23 protein-coding genes are annotated in these 19722 nt (G+C 36.3%); 13 read left to right on the top strand and 10 right to left on the bottom strand.

Going from position 1 to position 19722, the window contains the following annotated elements; translation table 11 throughout:
* The first annotated feature begins 292 nt into the window (after positions 1-292).
* Entirely contained in the window at positions 293-643 is a 351-nt protein-coding gene (locus IGQ45_02485) for a rhodanese (GenBank protein MBF2056093.1), read from the top strand.
* Here IGQ45_02485 and IGQ45_02480 read toward each other — a convergent pair.
* Both IGQ45_02480 and cbiT read right to left on the bottom strand, forming a co-directional pair.
* A complete protein-coding gene (locus tag IGQ45_02480; protein MBF2056092.1) occupies positions 640-1134 on the bottom strand; it encodes a chemotaxis protein CheW in 495 nt (164 codons plus the stop codon). The genes IGQ45_02485 and IGQ45_02480 overlap by 4 nt on opposite strands.
* Positions 1135-1421: 287 nt before the next feature.
* Complete coding sequence (gene cbiT / locus IGQ45_02475; GenBank protein ID MBF2056091.1) at positions 1422-2012, bottom strand: precorrin-6Y C5,15-methyltransferase subunit CbiT; 591 nt, start codon at positions 2010-2012, stop codon at positions 1422-1424.
* Positions 2013-2297: 285 nt separating this feature from the next.
* Between cbiT and IGQ45_02470 the strand changes: the two genes are divergently transcribed.
* Positions 2298-3449, top strand: coding sequence for an FtsX-like permease family protein (locus IGQ45_02470; protein ID MBF2056090.1), 1152 nt, complete (start codon positions 2298-2300; stop codon positions 3447-3449).
* A 252-nt stretch (positions 3450-3701) separates the two neighbouring features.
* Entirely contained in the window at positions 3702-4529 is an 828-nt protein-coding gene (locus IGQ45_02465; GenBank protein MBF2056089.1) for a hypothetical protein, read from the top strand.
* A gap of 89 nt (positions 4530-4618) precedes the next feature.
* Here IGQ45_02465 and IGQ45_02460 read toward each other — a convergent pair whose 3' ends face one another.
* The 3 genes from IGQ45_02460 to IGQ45_02450 form a co-directional block, all read right to left on the bottom strand.
* A complete protein-coding gene (locus IGQ45_02460; protein ID MBF2056088.1) occupies positions 4619-4813 on the bottom strand; it encodes a hypothetical protein in 195 nt (64 codons plus the stop codon).
* Between the two features lie 255 nt (positions 4814-5068).
* Complete coding sequence (locus tag IGQ45_02455; protein ID MBF2056087.1) at positions 5069-5329, bottom strand: Txe/YoeB family addiction module toxin; 261 nt, start codon at positions 5327-5329, stop codon at positions 5069-5071.
* Positions 5326-5580, bottom strand: coding sequence for a type II toxin-antitoxin system Phd/YefM family antitoxin (locus IGQ45_02450; protein MBF2056086.1), 255 nt, complete (start codon positions 5578-5580; stop codon positions 5326-5328). Before IGQ45_02450 ends, IGQ45_02455 begins: the two co-directional genes overlap by 4 nt.
* Before the next feature lie 292 nt (positions 5581-5872).
* On the opposite strand from IGQ45_02450, the gene IGQ45_02445 reads away from it, so the two are divergent.
* Both IGQ45_02445 and IGQ45_02440 read left to right on the top strand, forming a co-directional pair.
* Complete coding sequence (locus tag IGQ45_02445; GenBank protein MBF2056085.1) at positions 5873-6070, top strand: hypothetical protein; 198 nt, start codon at positions 5873-5875, stop codon at positions 6068-6070.
* Positions 6070-6240: a hypothetical protein gene (locus tag IGQ45_02440; protein ID MBF2056084.1), complete on the top strand. Its 171-nt coding sequence runs from the start codon at positions 6070-6072 to the stop codon at positions 6238-6240. The genes IGQ45_02445 and IGQ45_02440 overlap by 1 nt, the downstream gene beginning before the upstream one ends.
* 14 nt (positions 6241-6254) lie before the next feature.
* On the opposite strand, the gene IGQ45_02435 is transcribed toward IGQ45_02440, so the two are convergent.
* Positions 6255-6509, bottom strand: a complete 255-nt coding sequence (locus IGQ45_02435) for a type II toxin-antitoxin system prevent-host-death family antitoxin (protein MBF2056083.1) — start codon at positions 6507-6509, stop codon at positions 6255-6257.
* A gap of 185 nt (positions 6510-6694) precedes the next feature.
* Here IGQ45_02435 and IGQ45_02430 point away from each other — a divergent pair, with 185 nt between their 5' ends.
* Together IGQ45_02430 and IGQ45_02425 are read left to right on the top strand one after the other, a co-directional pair.
* A complete protein-coding gene (locus IGQ45_02430; protein ID MBF2056082.1) occupies positions 6695-8005 on the top strand; it encodes a DUF697 domain-containing protein in 1311 nt (436 codons plus the stop codon).
* Positions 8006-8285: 280 nt separating this feature from the next.
* Positions 8286-8579: a DUF3493 domain-containing protein gene (locus tag IGQ45_02425; protein MBF2056081.1), complete on the top strand. Its 294-nt coding sequence runs from the start codon at positions 8286-8288 to the stop codon at positions 8577-8579.
* 363 nt (positions 8580-8942) lie between these two features.
* Here the strand turns inward: IGQ45_02425 and IGQ45_02420 are convergent, their stop codons facing one another.
* On the bottom strand, positions 8943-9830 hold the full coding sequence (locus IGQ45_02420; protein MBF2056080.1) for a dienelactone hydrolase family protein: 888 nt from the start codon (positions 9828-9830) through the stop codon (positions 8943-8945).
* A 76-nt stretch (positions 9831-9906) separates the two neighbouring features.
* Positions 9907-10149 carry an HNH endonuclease gene (locus IGQ45_02415; protein MBF2056079.1) on the bottom strand — a complete coding sequence of 81 codons (243 nt, stop codon included), beginning with the start codon at positions 10147-10149 and terminating at the stop codon, positions 9907-9909.
* 500 nt (positions 10150-10649) lie between these two features.
* Here IGQ45_02415 and IGQ45_02410 point away from each other — a divergent pair, with 500 nt between their 5' ends.
* Positions 10650-10898 (top strand): hypothetical protein, encoded by a 249-nt coding sequence (locus IGQ45_02410; protein MBF2056078.1) that lies wholly within the window; start codon positions 10650-10652, stop codon positions 10896-10898.
* Positions 10899-11016: 118 nt separating this feature from the next.
* Here the strand turns inward: IGQ45_02410 and IGQ45_02405 are convergent, their stop codons facing one another.
* Positions 11017-11436 carry a nucleotidyltransferase domain-containing protein gene (locus tag IGQ45_02405; protein MBF2056077.1) on the bottom strand — a complete coding sequence of 140 codons (420 nt, stop codon included), beginning with the start codon at positions 11434-11436 and terminating at the stop codon, positions 11017-11019.
* 172 nt (positions 11437-11608) lie between these two features.
* Here IGQ45_02405 and IGQ45_02400 point away from each other — a divergent pair, with 172 nt between their 5' ends.
* The 5 genes from IGQ45_02400 to rsfS all read left to right on the top strand — a co-directional run bounded on the left by IGQ45_02400 (position 11609) and on the right by rsfS (position 16568).
* Positions 11609-11923: an STAS domain-containing protein gene (locus tag IGQ45_02400; protein MBF2056076.1), complete on the top strand. Its 315-nt coding sequence runs from the start codon at positions 11609-11611 to the stop codon at positions 11921-11923.
* Between the two features lie 112 nt (positions 11924-12035).
* Positions 12036-13337, top strand: a complete 1302-nt coding sequence (gene hemL / locus IGQ45_02395) for a glutamate-1-semialdehyde 2,1-aminomutase (protein ID MBF2056075.1) — start codon at positions 12036-12038, stop codon at positions 13335-13337.
* A 186-nt stretch (positions 13338-13523) separates the two neighbouring features.
* Positions 13524-14540, top strand: coding sequence for a DnaJ domain-containing protein (locus tag IGQ45_02390; protein ID MBF2056074.1), 1017 nt, complete (start codon positions 13524-13526; stop codon positions 14538-14540).
* A gap of 135 nt (positions 14541-14675) precedes the next feature.
* On the top strand, positions 14676-15893 hold the full coding sequence (locus IGQ45_02385) for an ATP phosphoribosyltransferase regulatory subunit (GenBank protein ID MBF2056073.1): 1218 nt from the start codon (positions 14676-14678) through the stop codon (positions 15891-15893).
* A 249-nt stretch (positions 15894-16142) separates the two neighbouring features.
* On the top strand, positions 16143-16568 hold the full coding sequence (rsfS, locus tag IGQ45_02380; protein ID MBF2056072.1) for a ribosome silencing factor: 426 nt from the start codon (positions 16143-16145) through the stop codon (positions 16566-16568).
* Positions 16569-16879: 311 nt separating this feature from the next.
* On the opposite strand, the gene IGQ45_02375 is transcribed toward rsfS, so the two are convergent.
* On the bottom strand, positions 16880-19405 hold the full coding sequence (locus tag IGQ45_02375; protein ID MBF2056071.1) for a DUF3536 domain-containing protein: 2526 nt from the start codon (positions 19403-19405) through the stop codon (positions 16880-16882).
* Positions 19406-19722: the final 317 nt, after the last annotated feature.

Here is a 19722-nt window from a genome sequence, read left to right as displayed (position 1 = left end):
CGATTTTTTTGTTGGTTCGTTTACATCCCCCGTTGATTTCAGTGGGTATTTTTTTGTTGAGAAATTCAACGGGGGTCTTTCACTCACATTTCAAGATAAATTATTAGTTGACAGAGGAAGAGGAAACAGGGAAGGGGAAAAAGTATAGTAAGTAGGTAAGCAAAATTAATTGTGATTTTTATTTTTCTCAAACCTGTGATAACACGGCAAGGCAAAGGGCTTAAGCCCCTTGCCCATATATAATTAATTTTGTACGATAACTTATAATTTTCTTTCCGTTTAGAATTAAAATATGCCTAATTATTCTCCCATACCCACTATCAGCGTAGATGAATTAGCTGTGATTTTAGCCGATAACCCCGAATCATACCAACTTCTGGATGTGAGGGAGTTATCGGAAGTATCCATCGTTAATTTACCTCATTTTGTGGTTTTACCCCTCAGTGAATTTGGGGAATGGTCAAATCAAATTCAGAGTAAACTAGATTCACAGAAAGAAACCATCGTGATGTGTCATCATGGTATCCGTTCCGCCCAAATGTGTCAATGGTTAATATCTCAAGGATTTACTCAAGTTAAAAATGTCTCTGGGGGAATTGATGCTTATGCCTACATGGTAGATGATAGTTTACCTCGTTATTAATTAGTGTTAGGATTAATCAACTCGTCTGGATCGAGAATAAATACAGTTAACTCCTTTTCTTCTTCTAAAGGAATCATCGTCACATGGGTAGCAATTTTCAGGGTATCCGCTTGACGATAGGAAGCAGGTAGCGCCCGTATCCGATTCAGAGTAACATCGAATAAACTAGGAGTATTTTGAATAATAATTCCAAATCTTTCTCCCCCACTATTTTGAGCTAAAAGTAAATATTTTTTTTCCTGATTTTCAAAAGTTTGAGGTAAATGAAACAAACGCTGATTAAGGTCTAAAACTGTAATTTCTTCCCCTTCCAAATTAACCATGCCGTAATGATTTAAGCCACTACTATATACTGTCGAAAAATTAACAATTTTTTGCACCACATCGATATGCAAAGCCATGTTGAGATTCCCAATGGGAAAAACCAATAATTTAACTTTCTCTTGACTGGCAGACTCAGCAGGTTTTGATGATAAATTGGCTAGATTCATGGCTTAAATTCATTTTGATACTTACTATTTATTATATTCTGCTTTATTCAAGTCGCTTAACTTAGATTACGATAAAATATCCGTGAATCCAAGACGCATTTAATATCAGGTTCCCTTAAACAGTTACAATTAAATATCTGCTGAAAACTCAAAATACAGACTTTGTTTTATAAGTGATTATCCGAACTTGATATAACTGGTATTTTGGACTAAGTTTTAAAAACAGCTCAAACTCTTAACTGTTGCCTTTTGCCTATACCCAACAGTTAACTTAAATACTTCCTAACTTACATTTTTTCACCACTCAAAATAAAGATGGGGGCTATACCTGCAAAAACTTGGCTAATGCCTCTTGTTTCCAATCTATTAATAGATGATTGTACTACTTCTATGTTACGAGCTTGTAATTCAGCTAAACCTTCAGAGATTTGATAGAGATTTTCTAAATTAGAAGCAATAGCAACAATTCTGCCTTGGGGTAGTAAATGATTCCATGACTCTCTTAATACATCTTTGACGGATTTTCCCCCTCCGATAAAGACTCTATGGGGTTGCTGTTTAATGTCATTAAAGCATTGAGGGGCGCTGGCTTCTAATACCTCCACATTTTTCACCCCAAATTTATGACAATTACTATTAATTAACTTGACTACATCAGAATCTCTTTCAATGGCAGTAATTTTGTTCTGAGGGCAAAGTAAACCTATTTCTACTGATACTGTACCAGTTCCAGCGCCCACATCCCAAACCACAGATTTTTGCTCTAATCTTAGCGCTGACAAAATCAATAAGCGCACTTCCCGTTTAGTTAGGGGAATACCGGGTAAACGCTCAAAAAGTTCATCAGGAATACCGGGAGTTTTATAATTCCACACCATAATTTTTGGCTCTATTACTTTGACTATTATAAATTATTGGTTGAAATGGGGAAGAGGGAAAAGGCAAGAGGGATGGTATTTTCGATATTTTTTTCTAATAATTGATTTTTCATAAATGATTTAGGACTGCTATATTACCTCAGTAGTTATAATAGATTAATAACAAATCATTCCTCAAAAGTTTATTTGATAAGCCTTATATTATTCTAAATATAGAAATCTTATCATTTATAACAAAAATAATTCCCTTTTAACTTTGCCCTTTTAACTTCGCTCTTTTTTATTATGAAAATACCCCTAGCTTGGTTACAATTAAGCCGAGAAAAAATTAGATTACTTATCGCTATCGCTGGGATCAGTTTTGCTGATATTCTCATGTTTATGCAGTTAGGTTTCAAATCAGCATTGCTAAATAGTGCAGTAAGAGTGCATGAAGAAATACGCGGGGATGTTTTCCTGATTAGCCCTCAATCTGATGCCCTTATTGCCATGAAAACCTTTTCTTCTCGCCGTTTAGAGCAAAGTTTGGCAGTGGAGGGAGTGGAAGCCATTAATAAAATTAACATCGGTTTTGGTTTATGGAAAAATCCCGAAAACCAAGCCACTCGGCAAATTATGGTAATTGGTTTTAACCCGAAAGAATCTCTTTTTACTCTGCCGGGAGTAGAAGAAAATCTCTCTTTATTAAGATTATCTGATGTCGTCTTATTTGATGATAAATCACGGGCGGAATTTGGTCCAGTGGCGGAAATGTTTAATAATGGTGAAAACGTCAAAACGGAAATGAATGCACGACAAGTAACAGTTAGGGGTTTATTTTCCATTGGGGCGAGTTTTGGCGCTGACGGTAATTTGATTACCAGTGACTTGAATTTTTTACGGATGTTTCCCACCAGAGACCCTAATTTGATTGATATTGGTGTGATACATTTGAAAGATGGTGTTGATGATGAAGCTGTTATTAATAGTCTCAAGCAAAAATTTAGTGGCGGTGATGTGGTAGTTTTATCCCGTGAAGAATTTGTCAGCTATGAGAGGGAATATTGGGAAAATAGTACCGCTATTGGTTTTATTTTCGGTTTGGGTGCGGCTATGGGTTTAGTGGTGGGTGTAGTGATTGTTTATCAAATTCTTTATACTGACGTGGCGGATCATTTGCCTGAATATGCTACCCTCAAAGCTATGGGTTACACCAATAATTATCTTTTGGTGGTGGTATTTCAAGAGGCATTAATTTTGGCTTGTGTGGGTTTTTTACCCGGTATGGGAGTTTCTATGTTACTTTATGGTGGGGCGGCGGGCGCTACAGGTTTACCTATTTACATGACTAAATCTCTTGCTTTAACTGTTTATTTTCTCACTTTGGGGATGTGTTTTGGATCGGGCGCTATTGCTGTTAATAAGCTCAAATCTGCTGATCCAGCAGACATTTTTTAAGGTTAAAATAAAGGTTTAAAGTCTATTCTACATAACAAAAAGTGTCATAAATTGACTTTTTTCTTTAAAAATACTGTATTTTTTCCATCCCCATCAAAAATTTTTGATACAAATAAACAATTTATGAAAAATAACTATTTGGCTTAACTCTCTAATTTATAAGCATTTTACCTGACACCTGATACCTGACACCTCCCCTCACCAAAATAATTTTTTTTTAATATTAATGACTCCCTGTGAGGAAAAAACATTGTGGATGAACTCAAAACTGTTTTACAATTAGCCACAGAAGAAGAATTAGAACAAATTACTAATATTCTTTTTTGTCGTCGCCTCAACCCCCTTGACTATTGGCAAACCCCAGCGCCCTTCGACGTACAATGTCAGGATTGGCAAGATAAAATAGATAGTATCGAAAAAAGATTTCGTTTTTTAGGAGCTGACGGCATCACAGTATTAAAAAAACAAACCCATCAAGTGAGTTATCGCTCAATTTTGATTCAAGTCTGTCGTTATCTAAAAATTCCCTATAGTCAAAATATGTCAACCATTGACATTGAAACGGAAATTTTCATCAATTTACTACAAAAAGCATGGGCAAAATTACCCCATGAAGAAAAAAATAGTATTAAAAATGAAGTCATTAAATATTTATCCAACACTAACACACCAGAACCATTACCCCTAAAATTACAACATGATCCTTTAAAAATTATCATAAAAGGTAGTGGCATTGTGGCGATTAGTAGCGTATTAAAATCATGGTTATTACAACAAATTACCCGACAATTTGCCTTACATTTTGCCCGTTATCAAGTAGCTAAAACCAGTTTAATTAAAGGGGGAATTGCCGTAACTTCAAGGATACAAAATCATGTGGCTTTACAGTTAGCAAAACAAGGTATGATTGCTAATACCGCTCGTTATACTGCCGTAAGAAGTGTTTTTGCTTTTTTAGGTCCTGTTTTATGGGCTTCTTTTTTTGCTGATTTAGGTTGGCGCGCTATTGCCACTAATTACACCCGTATTATTCCTGTTATTTTTACTTTAGCTCAAATTCGTCTAACTCGTCTTGGTTAACTTATACTCCCTCCGTTAACCCCCATAAAAGCTATCTTACTCCCAAAACCGATCACTCTTGAGAACCATCATAATCTGTAGTTCGATCATTAACTTATATTTTTGGAATAGAAAATGCTATCTATTTCTTCTTTATTCATATCATAGGGATAAGGATAGGTTTTGGCATTATCCATACGACGATTTATAAAGAGTTCTCTAATAGCTTCGTCATCTGTAGGATTTTGTCGAATATAAATTTTTAACTCTTTGCGTGTCATCGTTGTAAAATCAGGTTTATTCATCTTGATAAAACTCCCAGTTTCCTGTTTCAAAGATAATAATTTCGATACTTTCGTTGATACCAGCCAAAATAGAGCAATCCTATGTGAGTTGTGAGATTATCAACAATTAAATTTTAGTAACAAGGGGTTTAAACCCCTTGTCTGGTAAATTGTGCGATGGTCTTTTTTATTTTTAAACTTCTCCCAAATGATTTAGGACTGCTATACCAAGATTTTTTCTATTATGAATCTTAGTAAAATTTAGTCGTAACAATTTTATTTCTGATAATGAAATCGACAGGAAATAATGGTTAATTCTTCCTCTGAAATTTCATAAACTAAACGATGTTCAGAATTGATTCGTCTTGACCAGTAACCTGATAAGTTAGCTTTGAGAGGTTCTGGTTTACCAATGCCATCAAAAGGATTTCTGATAATTTCTTTAATTAATAAGTTGACTCTTTTTAACAGTTTTTTATCATTATCTTGTAGCCAAAGATAATCTAACCAAGATTGTTGGGTAAAAGTAATTTTCATGGTTCGATTAATTCTTTTACTGATTTACTACCCGATTTTGCTTCTTTGATGGATTTCATCAGATGTTCAGCATTAGCAGGATTGGATAATAAATATAAGGTTTCTTGCCAAGAATTAAATTCGTCTAAGGACATTAAAACAGCTTGTTTTCCTTGATCATTACAAACGATAGTTGGTTCTACATCAAGGATAACTGTGTCAATGAGTTCGTCTAATTGTTTTTTTGCTTGGTTACTGGTGATAGCTTTCATTTTTTCCTGTTTTAATTGCTATAGAGATTCATCGATATGGTGATTATTTGTTGTTCTTCTCAAGATAATTTTTCTACAGTTTCGATCGCTTTTTGAAATAATGAAGTTTTAACCATATTTTGTCAATTTTTTGGGGATTTTTATTTACTATATCTTATCATCATTTAATTTTTGACATCATAATCTTAGCGCCTAATGACAGATCGAACAGCCTAAACCGATCGCACTTCCAAAACATATCAAGATTTTGCTATTATGAATCTTAGTAAAATTTAGTAGTGACAATTATTAAATGCAATTAAAAGAAAAATATCTCACGGATGTGGAAGGTAATCGCATAGGTGTTCTTTTGGACATAAAAGACTATGAAAAACTATTGCAAGAATCTGAAGAACTAGAGGCAATTAGAGCTTATGATCTCGCTATTTCTATGGATGACGAAGAGATACCTTTTGAAGTAGTGACCGCAAAAATTGAAAGTCAAAATTGATGAAATATAATATCAATATTAAAAAAAGGGCTTCCAAAGTTTTGGAAAACTTGCCTAATACTGATTATCAAAAAGTTAGAGATGCGATTATAGAATTAGAAAAAATACCTCGCCCCTCTGGTTGCTTAAAATTGACAGGTAGAGATGCTTATAGTCTTTCCATGCTTTAGAGCCCCAAGCTAATTTACGCATCGATTAAATCATGTTCTTGTGTTTTACCGTCTCTATATTCTGCGATAGCTTCCTCTAAGTGTTGAGCATTAGCTGGAGATTTTAAAAGATAAACTGTTTCCATTAGACTATCATAATAACTTCTCGACATTAAGACGGCATCTTCTGCATCTCTTCTCACAATTACAGTACAATCTTTATCATTGGCTACTGTATCTAGTACAGATTTAAAGTTTTTTCTTGCTTCACTAAAATTTATAATATTCATTATCTTAGTTGTACATTACTAAGTACATATTCTATGATAATCTTTTTTTTCTTGTTTGTGTCTGAGATACCATATTCTATCAATGGTGGCATTCTCTTCGTTAATCTTACGCTGTAAATAATGAATTTTCAATTATCCATACTATCTTTAAATTTACCTTTGTCAATTGCCCATTATTAATTAAAATGTCAGTTTTAAAAATAGCGCGCGCCAGTTTACAACAATCTCTCTCGTGGTATAGTAGTAGTCGCCGTCATTGGAATTATCCCCCCCATCAAGAGTTACAAAATGCTGTCAAAAATGATTTACGGGATTTGCGAGGGGCGCTGGAAAAATTAGAACAACAGCTATTCAAAATCGCTACCTTTGGCTTAGTTAGTCGTGGTAAATCCACTGTGATTAATGCCTTGTTGGGAAAAGACATTTTAGAAACAGGCGCCCTCCACGGCGTTACAAAGTGGCCCAAATCGATTCGGTGGCAACTGCCGAAAATAGCCATTGAGTTAATCGATACTCCCGGTTTAGATGAAATTGACGGGGAATCACGGGCGCTGATGGCTAAAGAAGTAGCACAACAAGCGGATTTAATCCTTTTTGTGGTGGCTGGAGATATTACTCGCACGGAATACTCGGCATTATTAGAATTGCGCCGTTATCAAAAGCCTTTATTATTGGTATTTAATAAAATTGATCTTTATCCTGAAGTGGATCAAAAGGCGATATATCAACAGTTACAGCAGTTAAGTAATGACACTCAGCAACCGCTTTTTACCCCTGATGAGGTGGTGATGGTGGCGGCACAACCTCAACCTTTACCCGTGCGTGTAGAGTTACCTGACGGCACAATTAAGCAGGAATGGGAGGAATTACCACCCGACATTGATAGTTTACGGCAAAAACTTCTTGATTTGCTCAACCGTGAAGGAAAGGATTTGTTAGCTTTAAATGCGCTTTCTCAGGGGAAAAAGGCACAGGAAAATATTGCGCGTAAAACTATTGCCCTGCGTGAAGAAGAAGCAGAAGGAATTATTTGGCGCTATGCTCGTTATAAGGGCATTATTATCGCTCTTAATCCTTTTGGCGTGGTGGATGTGTTAGTTAGTGCTTTGGTTGATTTGCTGATGATACGGGCGCTGGGGCGTTTATATGGTTTACCGATTACTAGCCATGAGGCAGGGCAATTATGGCAAACTATTCTTAAAAATGTTTTTGGTTTATCGGTGGCAGAAATCATCACTATGGTAATGTTTAGTATCGCTAAAACCACTGTTTCCCTCAATAGTTTATGGGAAAACCCAGCTAATTTTACCACCATTGTCAGCGCTGGATTGGTGCAAGGGGCGCTGGGTAGTTATGGCTCTTATTTAGTGGGTAAATCAGCACAAATTTATTTGCAAAATGGTTGCACTTGGGGGAATTTAGGCACTGATTCGGTGATAACTGAAATTTTGCAAAAAGCGCCCTCCGACTCTCTTATTTCCCGTCTTAATAGTTAGGTGTTGCTGAAAAAGTCTTTGGATGAGGATAGGTATCAGGCATCAGGTTTCAGGTTTCAGGTTAAAGAAAGAAAAATCAAGGTTTTGAACCCTTATATTTTTAATGAAAATACAAGTATATTGTGAATAATTAGATTTGAAATGCTCAGTTTTTAAGTCAAAATTGCCAAAAATGCGCACTTTTTTGTCAATATAGTGTATCTAAACTTTTGATTTTAATAGCTTTCTGATTTATTCATCAGACCATAATTAGTTAATATTACTTACATCTGAAAAAAAAATGAATAATAAACAACCAAAAAAAGATAATTCAATGAATGGGAATCAAAAGAATTTAACTCCCGAAAAATATGCTTATCTCAAAGCCGAAGCACAAGCGCCATATCGAGGATTAAGAAAGTTTATTTATTTTGGTTTTGGGGCATCGGGCGCTATTGGTGCATTTATTTTTTTTGTGCAATTATTAGCAGGAAAAAATGTACAACAAAACCTACCTAATTTATTAATTCAAATCAGTATTATTAGTTTAATGGTATTTTTATTTCGTTGGGAAAATCGCCAAGTTAAAAAGTAATGTTGTTATCCGAAAGGGCAGGGTTTTCGACTAACTATTTTTTGATAATTTTTGGAAATATTTTATGCTTTGCTGAATAAATCAAAACCCTTGTCTAATAAAGGTTTAAAGTCTATTCTACATAACCAAAAATGCCATAAATTGACTTTTTTATCTAAAAATACTGTATTTTTCATCCCAATCAAAAATTATTAATTCTACGTTCTAAATTCTACATTCTAAATTCTACATTCCCCCCACGACACCACTGCTTTAGCAACCCCTATTTTACAGAAGAATAAATGGTTCAAAACCTTGTTTTTAAGAGGTAAGCAAATTTAATGGTAATCCAAGGTATTCTAAAATTTACCTTAGCCCTTTTTGTTAAAGATATTTCGCTAAAAAAGCGGTGGTTTTTTCCCAAGCACTCTCTGCCGCTTCCGCATTATAACGAGTACCAGATGAGTTAGCAAAAGCATGATCGGCTTTTTCATAGATATGAATTTCTACTTCTTTGCCTAAAGCTAATAATACTTGTTCAAATTCTTTTACTAAAGCAACGGAAGGATTTTGATCTAATTCTCCAAAAATTCCTAAAATGGGCATTTGTAAGGTCATTAATTTTTTGGGATCAGTAGTGATATTTCCGCCATAGTAAATTACGGTGGCATCTAACTGATCAGGAAGTAGTAAAGCTGTATTAAGTGACCACAAACCACCAAAACACCAACCAATACTACCTACTCGTGGAGCTTCAGTGATGCCCATAATATTTTGATAGTCGCTAAGATATTTATAGGCTTGTTTGAGGTTATTTTCTAAGGGAGCGGTATTTCCCAGCGCCCTCTGCACCAATTTAAGAGCCTCATCGGGATTATCAGCTACATCACCCTGATATAAGTCAACGGCTAAAGCTGTATAACCTTCCCCCGCTAGGCGATCGGTCATCATTTTGATATTATCATTCAAACCCCACCACTCATGGATAACAATTAATCCGGGTAGGGGTTTTTCCGCATTAACAGGGGTGCTGACGTAACCCATGATGGGCTGTCCATCAATATTACCATAGGTCAACATTTCCCCTTTTACTTCCATTTTAGGAGCTTGGGCAATAATACCGGTAGGTATAGGCAGATCATTTTTATGGGCTTTTGCCATATATTCCGAGTAATTAGTGGCGGTGACGGGCGCTGGATGATTGATTTGAAATGCTGTCAAAGCTATGACAATCAAAAACGATACTAAGGTAAAGGAAATAAATTTACGCATCACAAATTATTGATTTTATAACGTTTGTGGTCATAATAACTTTTTTTGGTTATTAATTTATGGTTATAATTAATTTTTAAGAAAAATGACGACGAAAACGAGGATCGAAGTGCGCTTTTTTCTTTTGATTACAACTACTACAAAGGGTTTGTAAGTTACTTATATCATTACTACCACCCTTTGCCAAAGGAATTATATGATCAATATTTAAAGTGGTTTCTGAAATGTTTTTGCCACAACTTTGACATTGAAAATTATCTCTTTCATAGACATATTTTCTGACTTGTGGCGGGATAAGAATACGCTCGGTTTTTTTCATTTTATTTTTTGTCTTATAAACTGATATTACGCACTGATTCAAATGTTAAGTTAAGGGAGGTTTCAAGTAGCCGGTTTAAAACCCTTCCCTCAATAAACATAAGTTTCTTGTCAATTCTTTAACCTAACACCTGACACCCGACAACAACAATTAATTCTATTTTTGCCTAACATCAGTTACATAACAGTTATTGTAAGAGCAAAGAGCAAAGATAAGTTTTAAAACATCCCTCCTCTGTCAATTTTTGATCAAGTTCTTTTAGTAGATATAGTTTCAGCCATTGTTAAATTTTGATAATTTATATTACTTAAAAAATCTCGAAATGATCTGTTAATTAAAGTTCTGTGATCTAAAAATGTTTTCTGAGAATGACAAAAGAGAGATATGACTTAATTGATGATACGCAGTAGTATTACTTTTATGGCAATAATTATTTTATGATAAAAAAGAAAGCGAGTTTTATAATTAAAATAGGCAAATAATTATTAATCACTAAGAAAATGAATAAAATACAGAAGTGGTTGCAAAAAACAGTGACTGGTATGGCAGTGGTGATGATTCCTGTGGGTGGTTTATATGTTGTTAATTTACCATATTCAGCTATTCGTAGTCCTATTGCCCAAAAAGCGCCCCTCCTCCTTTTACCAAGTCAAATAGTGGTGGAAAATAACTTTAAACAAGCAGTTAATCTAGTTGAACAATCGGATCAATTAATTAATAATTCTACAAGTTTTGTTGATTTCGATTGACAAACTAAGTCAATATCTTTAGCAAGGGAAAAGCTATGATTAACTAAATGTAAACCCATAGAAACTTCTGGTAGTTGTGTATTGTAGTCAGCGCCCTCCACACATAACCCTTGCATTTTTAAGATAATACCCCAACCAGTGAGAGGATTAAAAATATCTTCTTCGGTGATAATTTGAGTTTCGATACCACGGCAAAAGTAAATTTTGATTGCAATTGTTGATGAAAAATATCTAAATAAAAATTGTCAATATTTTCTTGGTAAAAACTAGATTTAACTACCACAATACTATCTAAGTCAGAGCAATTCTCTATGGCTAAACCTCTGGGAATTGAACCTCGCAAATAAAGAGAAATTAGGTTAGAACCAAATAAATTCAAACATCCTTTTTGCCATGCTTTTACTAACTCATACCAAGGGGATGAAAGGTTATGAAAATCACAATCGTTTAGAAATTCGCCCTGATTATTTTTTCTAAAAAATCTACCATAGGCTTTAATTTGTGTTGAAGTATTGCTCATGGAAAGGGACTGTAACATTGATTACACTATATCTGGTTAACATGGAACTATGATGATGATAATTGAAGTTTAAAATAAACCTTAAACATTCCTTTACCCAAAATTACGACCACTATCGTAAAGTAAGAGTTATCATAACGGCATAATGAATTAAATTAATTTAACAAGACTGAAAAGGAGTAAATAATTAATGAAAAAACAAGTAATGTACCAGCCATCAGGAAAAATTTACGCCGTCAATGCCACTTCTTTTCAAGAAGATTTGATTAAACTACTACAAGAAGATTCTTGTCGGATGATAACTATTGATTTTAGTTTGGTAGAGTTTTTAGACAGTGCTGGATTAATGGCGTTAGTTATTGCCTACAAAGAAGCGCAAAAACAGGGCAAAAAACTCAGTGTTGTTAACGTTTCCCCCAGTGTGAAAATTATTTTTGAATTGAGTCAGCTAGATCAAGTTTTGGGAATAAAAGAAGCAGAAGAAAATCATTTGTTAGTAGTCTAGCGCCCTTCACCTCATCCTTGACTTTCTTGATGATGCGACCTTAATCAGATCGAGGTAAAATAGATAGATTGATAAGAAATAAAGATCGAAGGATATAAATAAGGAGATAATTTTGGTTACAACATCTTTTATTACCACCAAATCAGAGGAAATCTTTAGCCAAGCCCAAAAACTAATGCCGGGTGGTGTTAACTCCCCCGTCAGAGCTTTTAAATCCGTAGGTGGGCAACCGATAGTTTTTGACAGGGTGAAGGGCGCTTATATATGGGATGTGGACGAAAATAAATATATCGATTATGTAGGTAGTTGGGGCCCTGCTATTTGCGGTCATGCTCATCCTGAAGTGTTAGGGGCGCTGAAAGAAGTATTAGAAAAAGGCACAAGTTTTGGAGCTCCCTGTCTCCTCGAAAACATTCTCGCAGAGATGGTTATTGAAGCCGTACCGAGCATCGAAATGGTACGTTTTGTTAATTCGGGTACAGAAGCCTGTTTGTCCGTGCTACGGTTGATGCGCGCTTATACAGGTAGAAATAAAATTATTAAATTTGAAGGCTGTTACCATGGTCACGGCGATATGTTTCTCGTCCAAGCCGGTTCAGGAGTAGCTACCCTCGGTTTACCAGATTCTCCCGGTGTACCCAAAAGCGTCACCAGCGACACCCTCACGGCTCCTTATAACGACTTAGAAGCAGTCAAAAAACTATTTAATGAACACAAAGGAGAAATTGCTGGAGTAATCCTTGAACCGGTGGTGGGTAACTCAGGATTTATTGCCCCAGATGGAGGATTTTTAGAAGGCTTGAGGGTGATTACCCAAGAAAATGACGCCTTATTAATATTTGACGAAGTAATGACTGGTTTCCGTATTGCCTATGGTGGTGTACAAGAAAAATTTGGCGTTACTCCTGATTTAACAACCCTTGGTAAAGTTATCGGTGGTGGTTTGCCGGTGGGCGCTTATGGTGGTAAAAAAGAAATTATGGCTATGGTAGCACCCAGTGGTCCTATGTATCAAGCCGGAACATTATCGGGTAATCCTCTTGCTATGACAGCCGGGATTAAAACCCTCGAATTGTTGCAAAAACCCGGTACTTATGAGTATTTAGAAAAAATTACCCATCAATTAATCACCGGATTATTAGAAGTAGCTAAAAAAGCCGGTCATGAAGTAACGGGTGGTAATATTAGCGGTATGTTTGGAATGTTTTTTAGCCCAAATGCGGTTCACAATTACGATGATGCCAAAAAAGCTGATACCGCTAAATTTGGTCGTTTTCATCGGGGAATGTTAGCTCAGGGGGTATATCTTGCTCCATCTCAATTTGAAGCAGGATTTACTTCTCTTGCCCATACGGAGGAAGATATTGAGCGCACCATTGCTGCCGCTAGTAAAGTCTTAACCGACATCGCTTAAACTTTTGGGGCAGGGTTGGGGAGAAAGGGAGAAGGGGAGAAAGGGAAAAAGGGAGACAGGGAGAAAGGGAAGCAGAGGGGAGAGATAATTAATTATCCATTGTCAATTATCAATTGATTAGTAGTACATGGGGAAAAAATCACATATAATTAAAAATTAAAAGAGTAATGGGGATGTAGTAGTTTTATGATGATCAGCGAGCTAAAATACGGGCTTTTTAAATACGAAGTCAAAGACTATTATTCAATATTAGGTGTCCCCGTTAGTGCTGGTGCGAAAGATATTCGTCTCCGCTATCTCAAAATAGCTTATCAACTTCATCCTGATACTTGTCAGGCAGATACCCCAGAAGGAAAACAAAAAGCTAGTCAAATTTTATCAAAATTAGTTAATCCAGCCTACGAGAATCTTTATAAAGATAAGCTAAGGCGAGAGTGTCAGTTAATCTTCTCCGAAATCGGGCGCCGTCTAGCGCCCTCCGCCTCGTCAATTACCCTCGCCACCGATACGGCAAAAACTTTATACAAAGAACAAAATAACCGAGAAAAACTCTATCAAGAGTTAGTAGGTAAAATTGCTGTAGAACAATATTTAGACTTTAATTTAATTACCAAAAAAATTGCTTTATTAAGTGAACTGAATCTAGTTTACTTAATACTACAAAATGAAACAGAACGCCGTCAGGAAATGAGTCGTAGCTCCTCAGTGGGGCAAATACAATCTACCCAACCGATTATCAATCAACAAACTACCTCCGCTCAAACCAGTACACAAAATCCAGCGCCCGTCACCCCACCAGTAGAAAAAAAAATCGACCCCACCGAGGCAAAATTACAAAGATTATTGCGTAATGCCCAAGAAGCCAAAGAATTGGGTAATATTGATCAGGGTATCTTAGAGTTGCGGGAAGCCTTAAAATTAGACCCCAATAGCCTTGACGCCCATGCTTTAATCGCTTCTTTATATTTCCAACAGGGTAACTCCACTTATGGAAAAATCCATCTTAACAAGGCTTCTTCCCTCGATTCAAATCATCCCATGGTGAAGAAAGTTAAAGAGGAGATGAAACAAGCCACAGGACAAAAAGCCGAAACGAAAGGGAAAAAAGAAGGTAAATCTGCTGTTAAAGACAAAAAGGTTAGTAAAGATAAGAAAGACGGTAAAAAAGAACCGCCCAAAATTTTTGGTATTCCTTTATGGTAAGTCAAAAAGGCAAAGGGCAAGAGGCAAAGGAAATTATTATTTCATAATTCATAATTCATAATTCATAATTCATCACTGCCTATGATAGGATTATTGCTGAATTGGCGAATATCAAGATTAGGTTAAGAAAAAGTTATGATTCATCAAGCTCCAGCTGGTGCTAGAGATTTATTACCCTTGGAAGTGGCTCAAAAAAGTTGGATTAATGATCGTCTGCAAAGAGTTTTCCAAACTTGGGGTTACAAGCGCATTGTTACTTCTACTATCCAATGGGTTGATACTTTAATGGCAGGAGGGGCGATCAACTCTAGCACCGTAATACCTTTACAAAATATAGGGGAAGGGCAATTAGCTTTGCGCCCGGAGTTGACAGCTTCCATTGCTAGGGCAGTGGTGACAAGGATGGAAAATGAAGCGGTGCAAAGGCTTTGTTATCGTGCCAATGTATTTCGCAATGAGGCGGAAGGTCATCACGGGAAGCAGTTAGAATTTTATCAGGCTGGAGTAGAGTTACTCTTTGCTGACGGTTTATTGGCGGATGCGGAAATTTTGCTCTTGGTGGCAAATTGTTTAGATAGTTTAGGGCTAGATAATTGGTGTTTATTGTTAGGGGATGCTGGGTTAACTCGTTCGTTATTGAAGGTTTTTCCAGCGCCCTTACAACCGCAAATACTTCACTGTATCGCTAATTTAGATCGAGTTACTTTACAAAATCTCGATTTAAGCCCTGATTTACAGCAAAAAGCCTTACAATTATTCGATTTGAGGGGCGCTGGGGAAGATGTTTTAAGCAAAGTTGAACAGTTATGGGGTGATGAGACGGAAGTGGTGACACATTTGCGCCATTTATTGAATTTGGTTAATAGTAGTTATGGTCAATCTTTACCCATTATTTTTGATCTCAGTTTAGTACAAACTTTTGATTACTACACAGGAATTGTTTTTGATGTGGTTAGTTATAGAAATGGTCAGCCCGTTATTTTGGGGCAGGGAGGGCGCTATGATCAATTGTTGGGACTCTATCATCCCCAAGGACAAAATTACGCAGGGATTGGTTTTTCCCTCAATATTGAAGATTTACACGGCTGTTTATTATCCACTTCCCACCTACCGACTACCACTCCTCCTAGTGATTGGTTAGTGATTCCTCGCACTTCTAGCGCTGCCCAACAAGCCTTCATTTATGCCCAAAAATTACGATGTAGTGAAAATGTCGTCAGGGTAGAAGTATTGTTGACGGGCGCTGATAATATCAAAGAATATGCCCAAGCCGAAGGAATTCGCAATTTGGCTTGGATTCATGAATCGGGCGCTGTTGAAGTGGACATTCTAACTACATTGACACAGCCCTAATAAAGCAGGGCGTTTGCATTCTCAAAAATGTCAATTTCTGAAAGTAATAAATGTCCAAAAATCCAGAGGTTTTTAACTACTAATAAATCAATTAATAGAAAAAATCTCCCCTTTCTCCCATGCTTCCTCTGCTTCCCCTTCCAAAATTTAGATTTTTGATTCGAGTTTGCAAATCCCCCCTGCAAAGAAAGCGCCCTCCAATTCAGGTTAGATTATAATGGATAGATAATAAATTTAAAGAAAATGTGAATGACTAAACCCGAATTAGATAAAATCCAAACTAATATTAATCAAAACCATGACTCTCGTTCTTTTGACAGTAAAGAATTAGCTTTAATTATTGCCGATGCCGCCGAAGATCGCAAAGGCGCTGAGATTACTTTTCTTAATGTGTCTGAGTTATCTTATTTAGCTGATTATTTTGTGGTAATTACGGGGTTTTCTCAACCACAATTAAGGGCAATTTCTTTAGCTATTGAAGGTCAAGTTAGCGATAAATTAGGCATTGAGCCAATTCGGGTTGAGGGTAAAAATGAGGGTAATTGGATATTACATGATTACGGTGACGTTATTGCTCATATTTTCTTACCTGAAGCAAGAGAATATTATGGTTTAGAGGCTTTTTGGGGTAGGGCAGAAAAAATGACTTTTTTAGAAGGTAAAATAGTTAATTGATCAGAATTTGTGCAGAAACTCTCAAAACCCTTGATTATTCCTTCAACATGGTGTTAATGAATCAGGCTATAAATCAAAATATTTTGAACATCGGTATTGATTAGAGTTGTTGCGAAATAACAGAATATGGTTTTAATTTTGAATATTAAATGACGAAAGAGGGATATTTACCAGCGCCCCCATAAAATAGCTGTTTTTTGTACTTGCATCGATAAAGTTATTTATATATGGGGTATGGGATATTATTTTATTTTCTCTTATCAAGTCTTAACGAGGGGTTTAAACCCCTTGTTGGCAAATTTTGATGGTAATTAATCCCCACAATAAACAGAAAGATATTGACCTAATTTATAAATCCAGCGCCCTTCCCTGTGCGTCAAGATAGTCGAAAGATTCTCATGATTTTGCAAATAAAAATAAAATCTTTCTTGTACTTCATTTAAACAAAGATCAAGACCTAATAGCTTACCTACATTAATAAGACTCTTAATCATTTCAATATCCTGAGTCAAAGTATCAAAAGAAGTGCCGTGCAAAATTTGTCCTAAAAAGTCTTTGAGTAACTTTTCTAAAGTTTCCTTTCCTTCCGGTATTTCTAGTTTACACTTGAGATGATCCGCTTCCGTGGCAATAGCTTCCAATTCCATCAAATAACCCTCAATGTGATAGGCATGAGGGCGCTTTAACTTCAACTCTTGGATTACTTGACTACAACGATAGGAAATAGCCACCTGTGCCGCCACGTGCAACTCTTGAGGGACAGGTAAATTATCACGGTAGTACGCCAAAAGAATACTATAATTATCTCGATATACCTGAGTATAAAGCTGATCCAGATGTTTTTTCGTAGTTTCCATCAACTTCTCTCGAATAATCAGTTTTTCTTCCTCAAAAATTTGTTGTAAATCAAAAGATTTATTGCCAAACAACTCACTCATTAATAAGATAACTTCCACCAAGCTAATATTTTTCAGCGCCCCTAACAACTGCGACTTAATTTGGCTATAGCCCAAACGACTAGAGAAAGGTTGAATACAACAATGGAAATCCCAACCACCCAAATGAATTACCCCAAAAATATAATGGGCACTTTCCCAAGTAATCTCCGAAGTAAGTTTAACCTGCCCTACTGCTAAAGTAAGCGCTCCTAACTGTTGTTTTTGATAGTCTAATTGATAGGCTTGGTAACAATAAATCTTTTCTTCTTCTTGATAATTAGTATATAAAGAACTAATGGCATAATGTGCCGCCACTTGCTCAAGAGTAATTTGAGCGGGAATCACCGATTGTAAATAAATTTCTGCGCCATTACCATACTGCTCCACATTACTAGGTGCTTCCTTGAGACGTTTAATAAATTCCTTCTCTAATTGAATCCCTGATACTTCCCCCGCTAATTCCATAGCGCGCGACGCATAACGTAAAATTTGTGTGCCTTCGGGGCGAGAAATTTCTTCAAAAAACCAACCACAGCTAGTAAACATTAACAAAGAATGTCTCTGCATCTCCAGTAATCGTAAAGCATCAATTTGATCTGAAGGAGAAAGAGTTTGAGGTGCGTGGTTGATTAAAAATTCTTCCACATTAGCCACATCTCGATCTAAAATAATTTTAATATATTCATCCCTAGTGAGCCAAGGATCAGCAAAATAACTAACAGCAATGTCTTCATAAATCTTAATTAGTTGATCCCGTAACCAGTTTAAACTATCACGCAGAGGACGGCGCCATTTTTGGTGATAACTACCACCACCACCGCAACCACAATCATCTTGCCATCTATCAACACCATGGCTACAACTCCAAGCCGTAACGGGTTTTAATTCTACCTCCCAAGTTGGTTCAACTAAACTTAAATAGTGGGCATAGTTAGTAACAGTCCAACCTTGTTGCGGAAATTCTTTAGTAAAAGCATAAGCTAAACATCTTTCTGTATCATGTTTATGATGCCCAAAGGTTTCTCCATCAGTAGCCACCGAAACCAACTGAGATTGTCTCTTATCCCCTCTAACAGCTAATTGTAATCGAGAGTAAAAATTGTGACTACTAGAAAGTACATCCCCAAAACCCATATCTCCAGAAATTGGTCCGTCATAGAAGAAAATGTCAATATGCCCCATACCTTTCACATAACAGCGATAAGGGCGTGTCGGATCAATTTGTCCTCCGGCTACTTCTAACCAGTCTTCTTTCGTGCCATCGGGGTTGATAGGGCGACATTTACGCGCTTGGGTGGGCGCTAGAATAATAAATTTAAGATCTTCGGCGATGAGTGCTTCGAGGGTGTCATAATCTACGGCAGTTTCTGCTAACCACATTCCTTCTGGATAGCGCCCGAAACGGTGATAAAAGTCTTCTTTGCCCCAACGAATTTGGGTATATTTATCTTTTTCGTTGGCGAGGGGTAAAATAATATGATTATATACTTGGGCGATGGCGTTGCCATGACCGTTGAGCCGTTGACAACTAATTTTATCGGCTTCGATAATCCTTTGATAGATTTGTTGGTCATATTTTTCTAACCATGACATCAGGGTAGCGCCAATATTAAAACTCATATATTCAAAGTTATTGACAATACCGACAACTTGCGCCTGATCGTTGTAAATTCTCGCTAAGGTATTGTTACGGTAGCATTCATGAAATATTCTTTCATTCCAATTATGAAAGGGATGGGCGCTGGGTTGTCTTTCTATGGCGTTAAGGTAAGGATTTTCCCTCGGTGGTTGGTAAAAGTGACCATGCACTGTAACATATACTCCCGTAGCCTTTTCTAAGGGATTTATTTTCTTTGTTTCTCTGGGGTGAAGGGCGCTGGTATTAGTTGCGGTTGTCATGGCTTGATTTGCTGATCTAATTCTCTTTTTAGACTAACACCTTAATTTACTTATGAATATTTTTTTCATCAGATGTTGATTTTTGTGTCAATTAGCTATATTTTTTGTCTCCGACAAACCTATAAAAGTACAAAGCCGAAAGAGATATAAGAATGATGAAGTGTAACTAAAAAATATCAGGAAGTTTTCGGACGATGGAAGATGGGCAAAATTTTGCCTTAATTGGTTCAGTAATATCAACAGCGAGAAAACAAGGGATGAATATTTTAGAAACCCTAACTCAAATATTGAATGCGGAAAATGTGTGAAAAGTTAGA

Source organism: Cyanobacterium sp. T60_A2020_053, from assembly GCA_015272165.1.
GTDB lineage: Bacteria > Cyanobacteriota > Cyanobacteriia > Cyanobacteriales > Cyanobacteriaceae > Cyanobacterium.
This window is presented reverse-complemented; position numbering and strand designations above follow the sequence as displayed.

Coding starts and splice junctions, on each gene's coding strand:
- IGQ45_02485 (MBF2056093.1), top strand. CDS start 293: ATGCCTAATTATTCTCCCATACCCACTATCAGCGTAGATGAATTAGCT.
- IGQ45_02480 (MBF2056092.1), bottom strand. CDS start 1,134: ATGAATCTAGCCAATTTATCATCAAAACCTGCTGAGTCTGCCAGTCAA.
- cbiT (MBF2056091.1), bottom strand. CDS start 2,012: ATGGTGTGGAATTATAAAACTCCCGGTATTCCTGATGAACTTTTTGAG.
- IGQ45_02470 (MBF2056090.1), top strand. CDS start 2,298: ATGAAAATACCCCTAGCTTGGTTACAATTAAGCCGAGAAAAAATTAGA.
- IGQ45_02460 (MBF2056088.1), bottom strand. CDS start 4,813: ATGAATAAACCTGATTTTACAACGATGACACGCAAAGAGTTAAAAATT.
- IGQ45_02455 (MBF2056087.1), bottom strand. CDS start 5,329: ATGAAAATTACTTTTACCCAACAATCTTGGTTAGATTATCTTTGGCTA.
- IGQ45_02450 (MBF2056086.1), bottom strand. CDS start 5,580: ATGAAAGCTATCACCAGTAACCAAGCAAAAAAACAATTAGACGAACTC.
- IGQ45_02445 (MBF2056085.1), top strand. CDS start 5,873: ATGCAATTAAAAGAAAAATATCTCACGGATGTGGAAGGTAATCGCATA.
- IGQ45_02440 (MBF2056084.1), top strand. CDS start 6,070: ATGAAATATAATATCAATATTAAAAAAAGGGCTTCCAAAGTTTTGGAA.
- IGQ45_02435 (MBF2056083.1), bottom strand. CDS start 6,509: ATGAATATTATAAATTTTAGTGAAGCAAGAAAAAACTTTAAATCTGTA.
- IGQ45_02430 (MBF2056082.1), top strand. CDS start 6,695: ATGTCAGTTTTAAAAATAGCGCGCGCCAGTTTACAACAATCTCTCTCG.
- IGQ45_02425 (MBF2056081.1), top strand. CDS start 8,286: ATGAATAATAAACAACCAAAAAAAGATAATTCAATGAATGGGAATCAA.
- IGQ45_02420 (MBF2056080.1), bottom strand. CDS start 9,830: ATGCGTAAATTTATTTCCTTTACCTTAGTATCGTTTTTGATTGTCATA.
- IGQ45_02415 (MBF2056079.1), bottom strand. CDS start 10,149: ATGAAAAAAACCGAGCGTATTCTTATCCCGCCACAAGTCAGAAAATAT.
- IGQ45_02410 (MBF2056078.1), top strand. CDS start 10,650: ATGAATAAAATACAGAAGTGGTTGCAAAAAACAGTGACTGGTATGGCA.
- IGQ45_02405 (MBF2056077.1), bottom strand. CDS start 11,436: ATGTTACAGTCCCTTTCCATGAGCAATACTTCAACACAAATTAAAGCC.
- IGQ45_02400 (MBF2056076.1), top strand. CDS start 11,609: ATGAAAAAACAAGTAATGTACCAGCCATCAGGAAAAATTTACGCCGTC.
- IGQ45_02390 (MBF2056074.1), top strand. CDS start 13,524: ATGATGATCAGCGAGCTAAAATACGGGCTTTTTAAATACGAAGTCAAA.
- IGQ45_02385 (MBF2056073.1), top strand. CDS start 14,676: ATGATTCATCAAGCTCCAGCTGGTGCTAGAGATTTATTACCCTTGGAA.
- rsfS (MBF2056072.1), top strand. CDS start 16,143: ATGACTAAACCCGAATTAGATAAAATCCAAACTAATATTAATCAAAAC.
- IGQ45_02375 (MBF2056071.1), bottom strand. CDS start 19,405: ATGACAACCGCAACTAATACCAGCGCCCTTCACCCCAGAGAAACAAAG.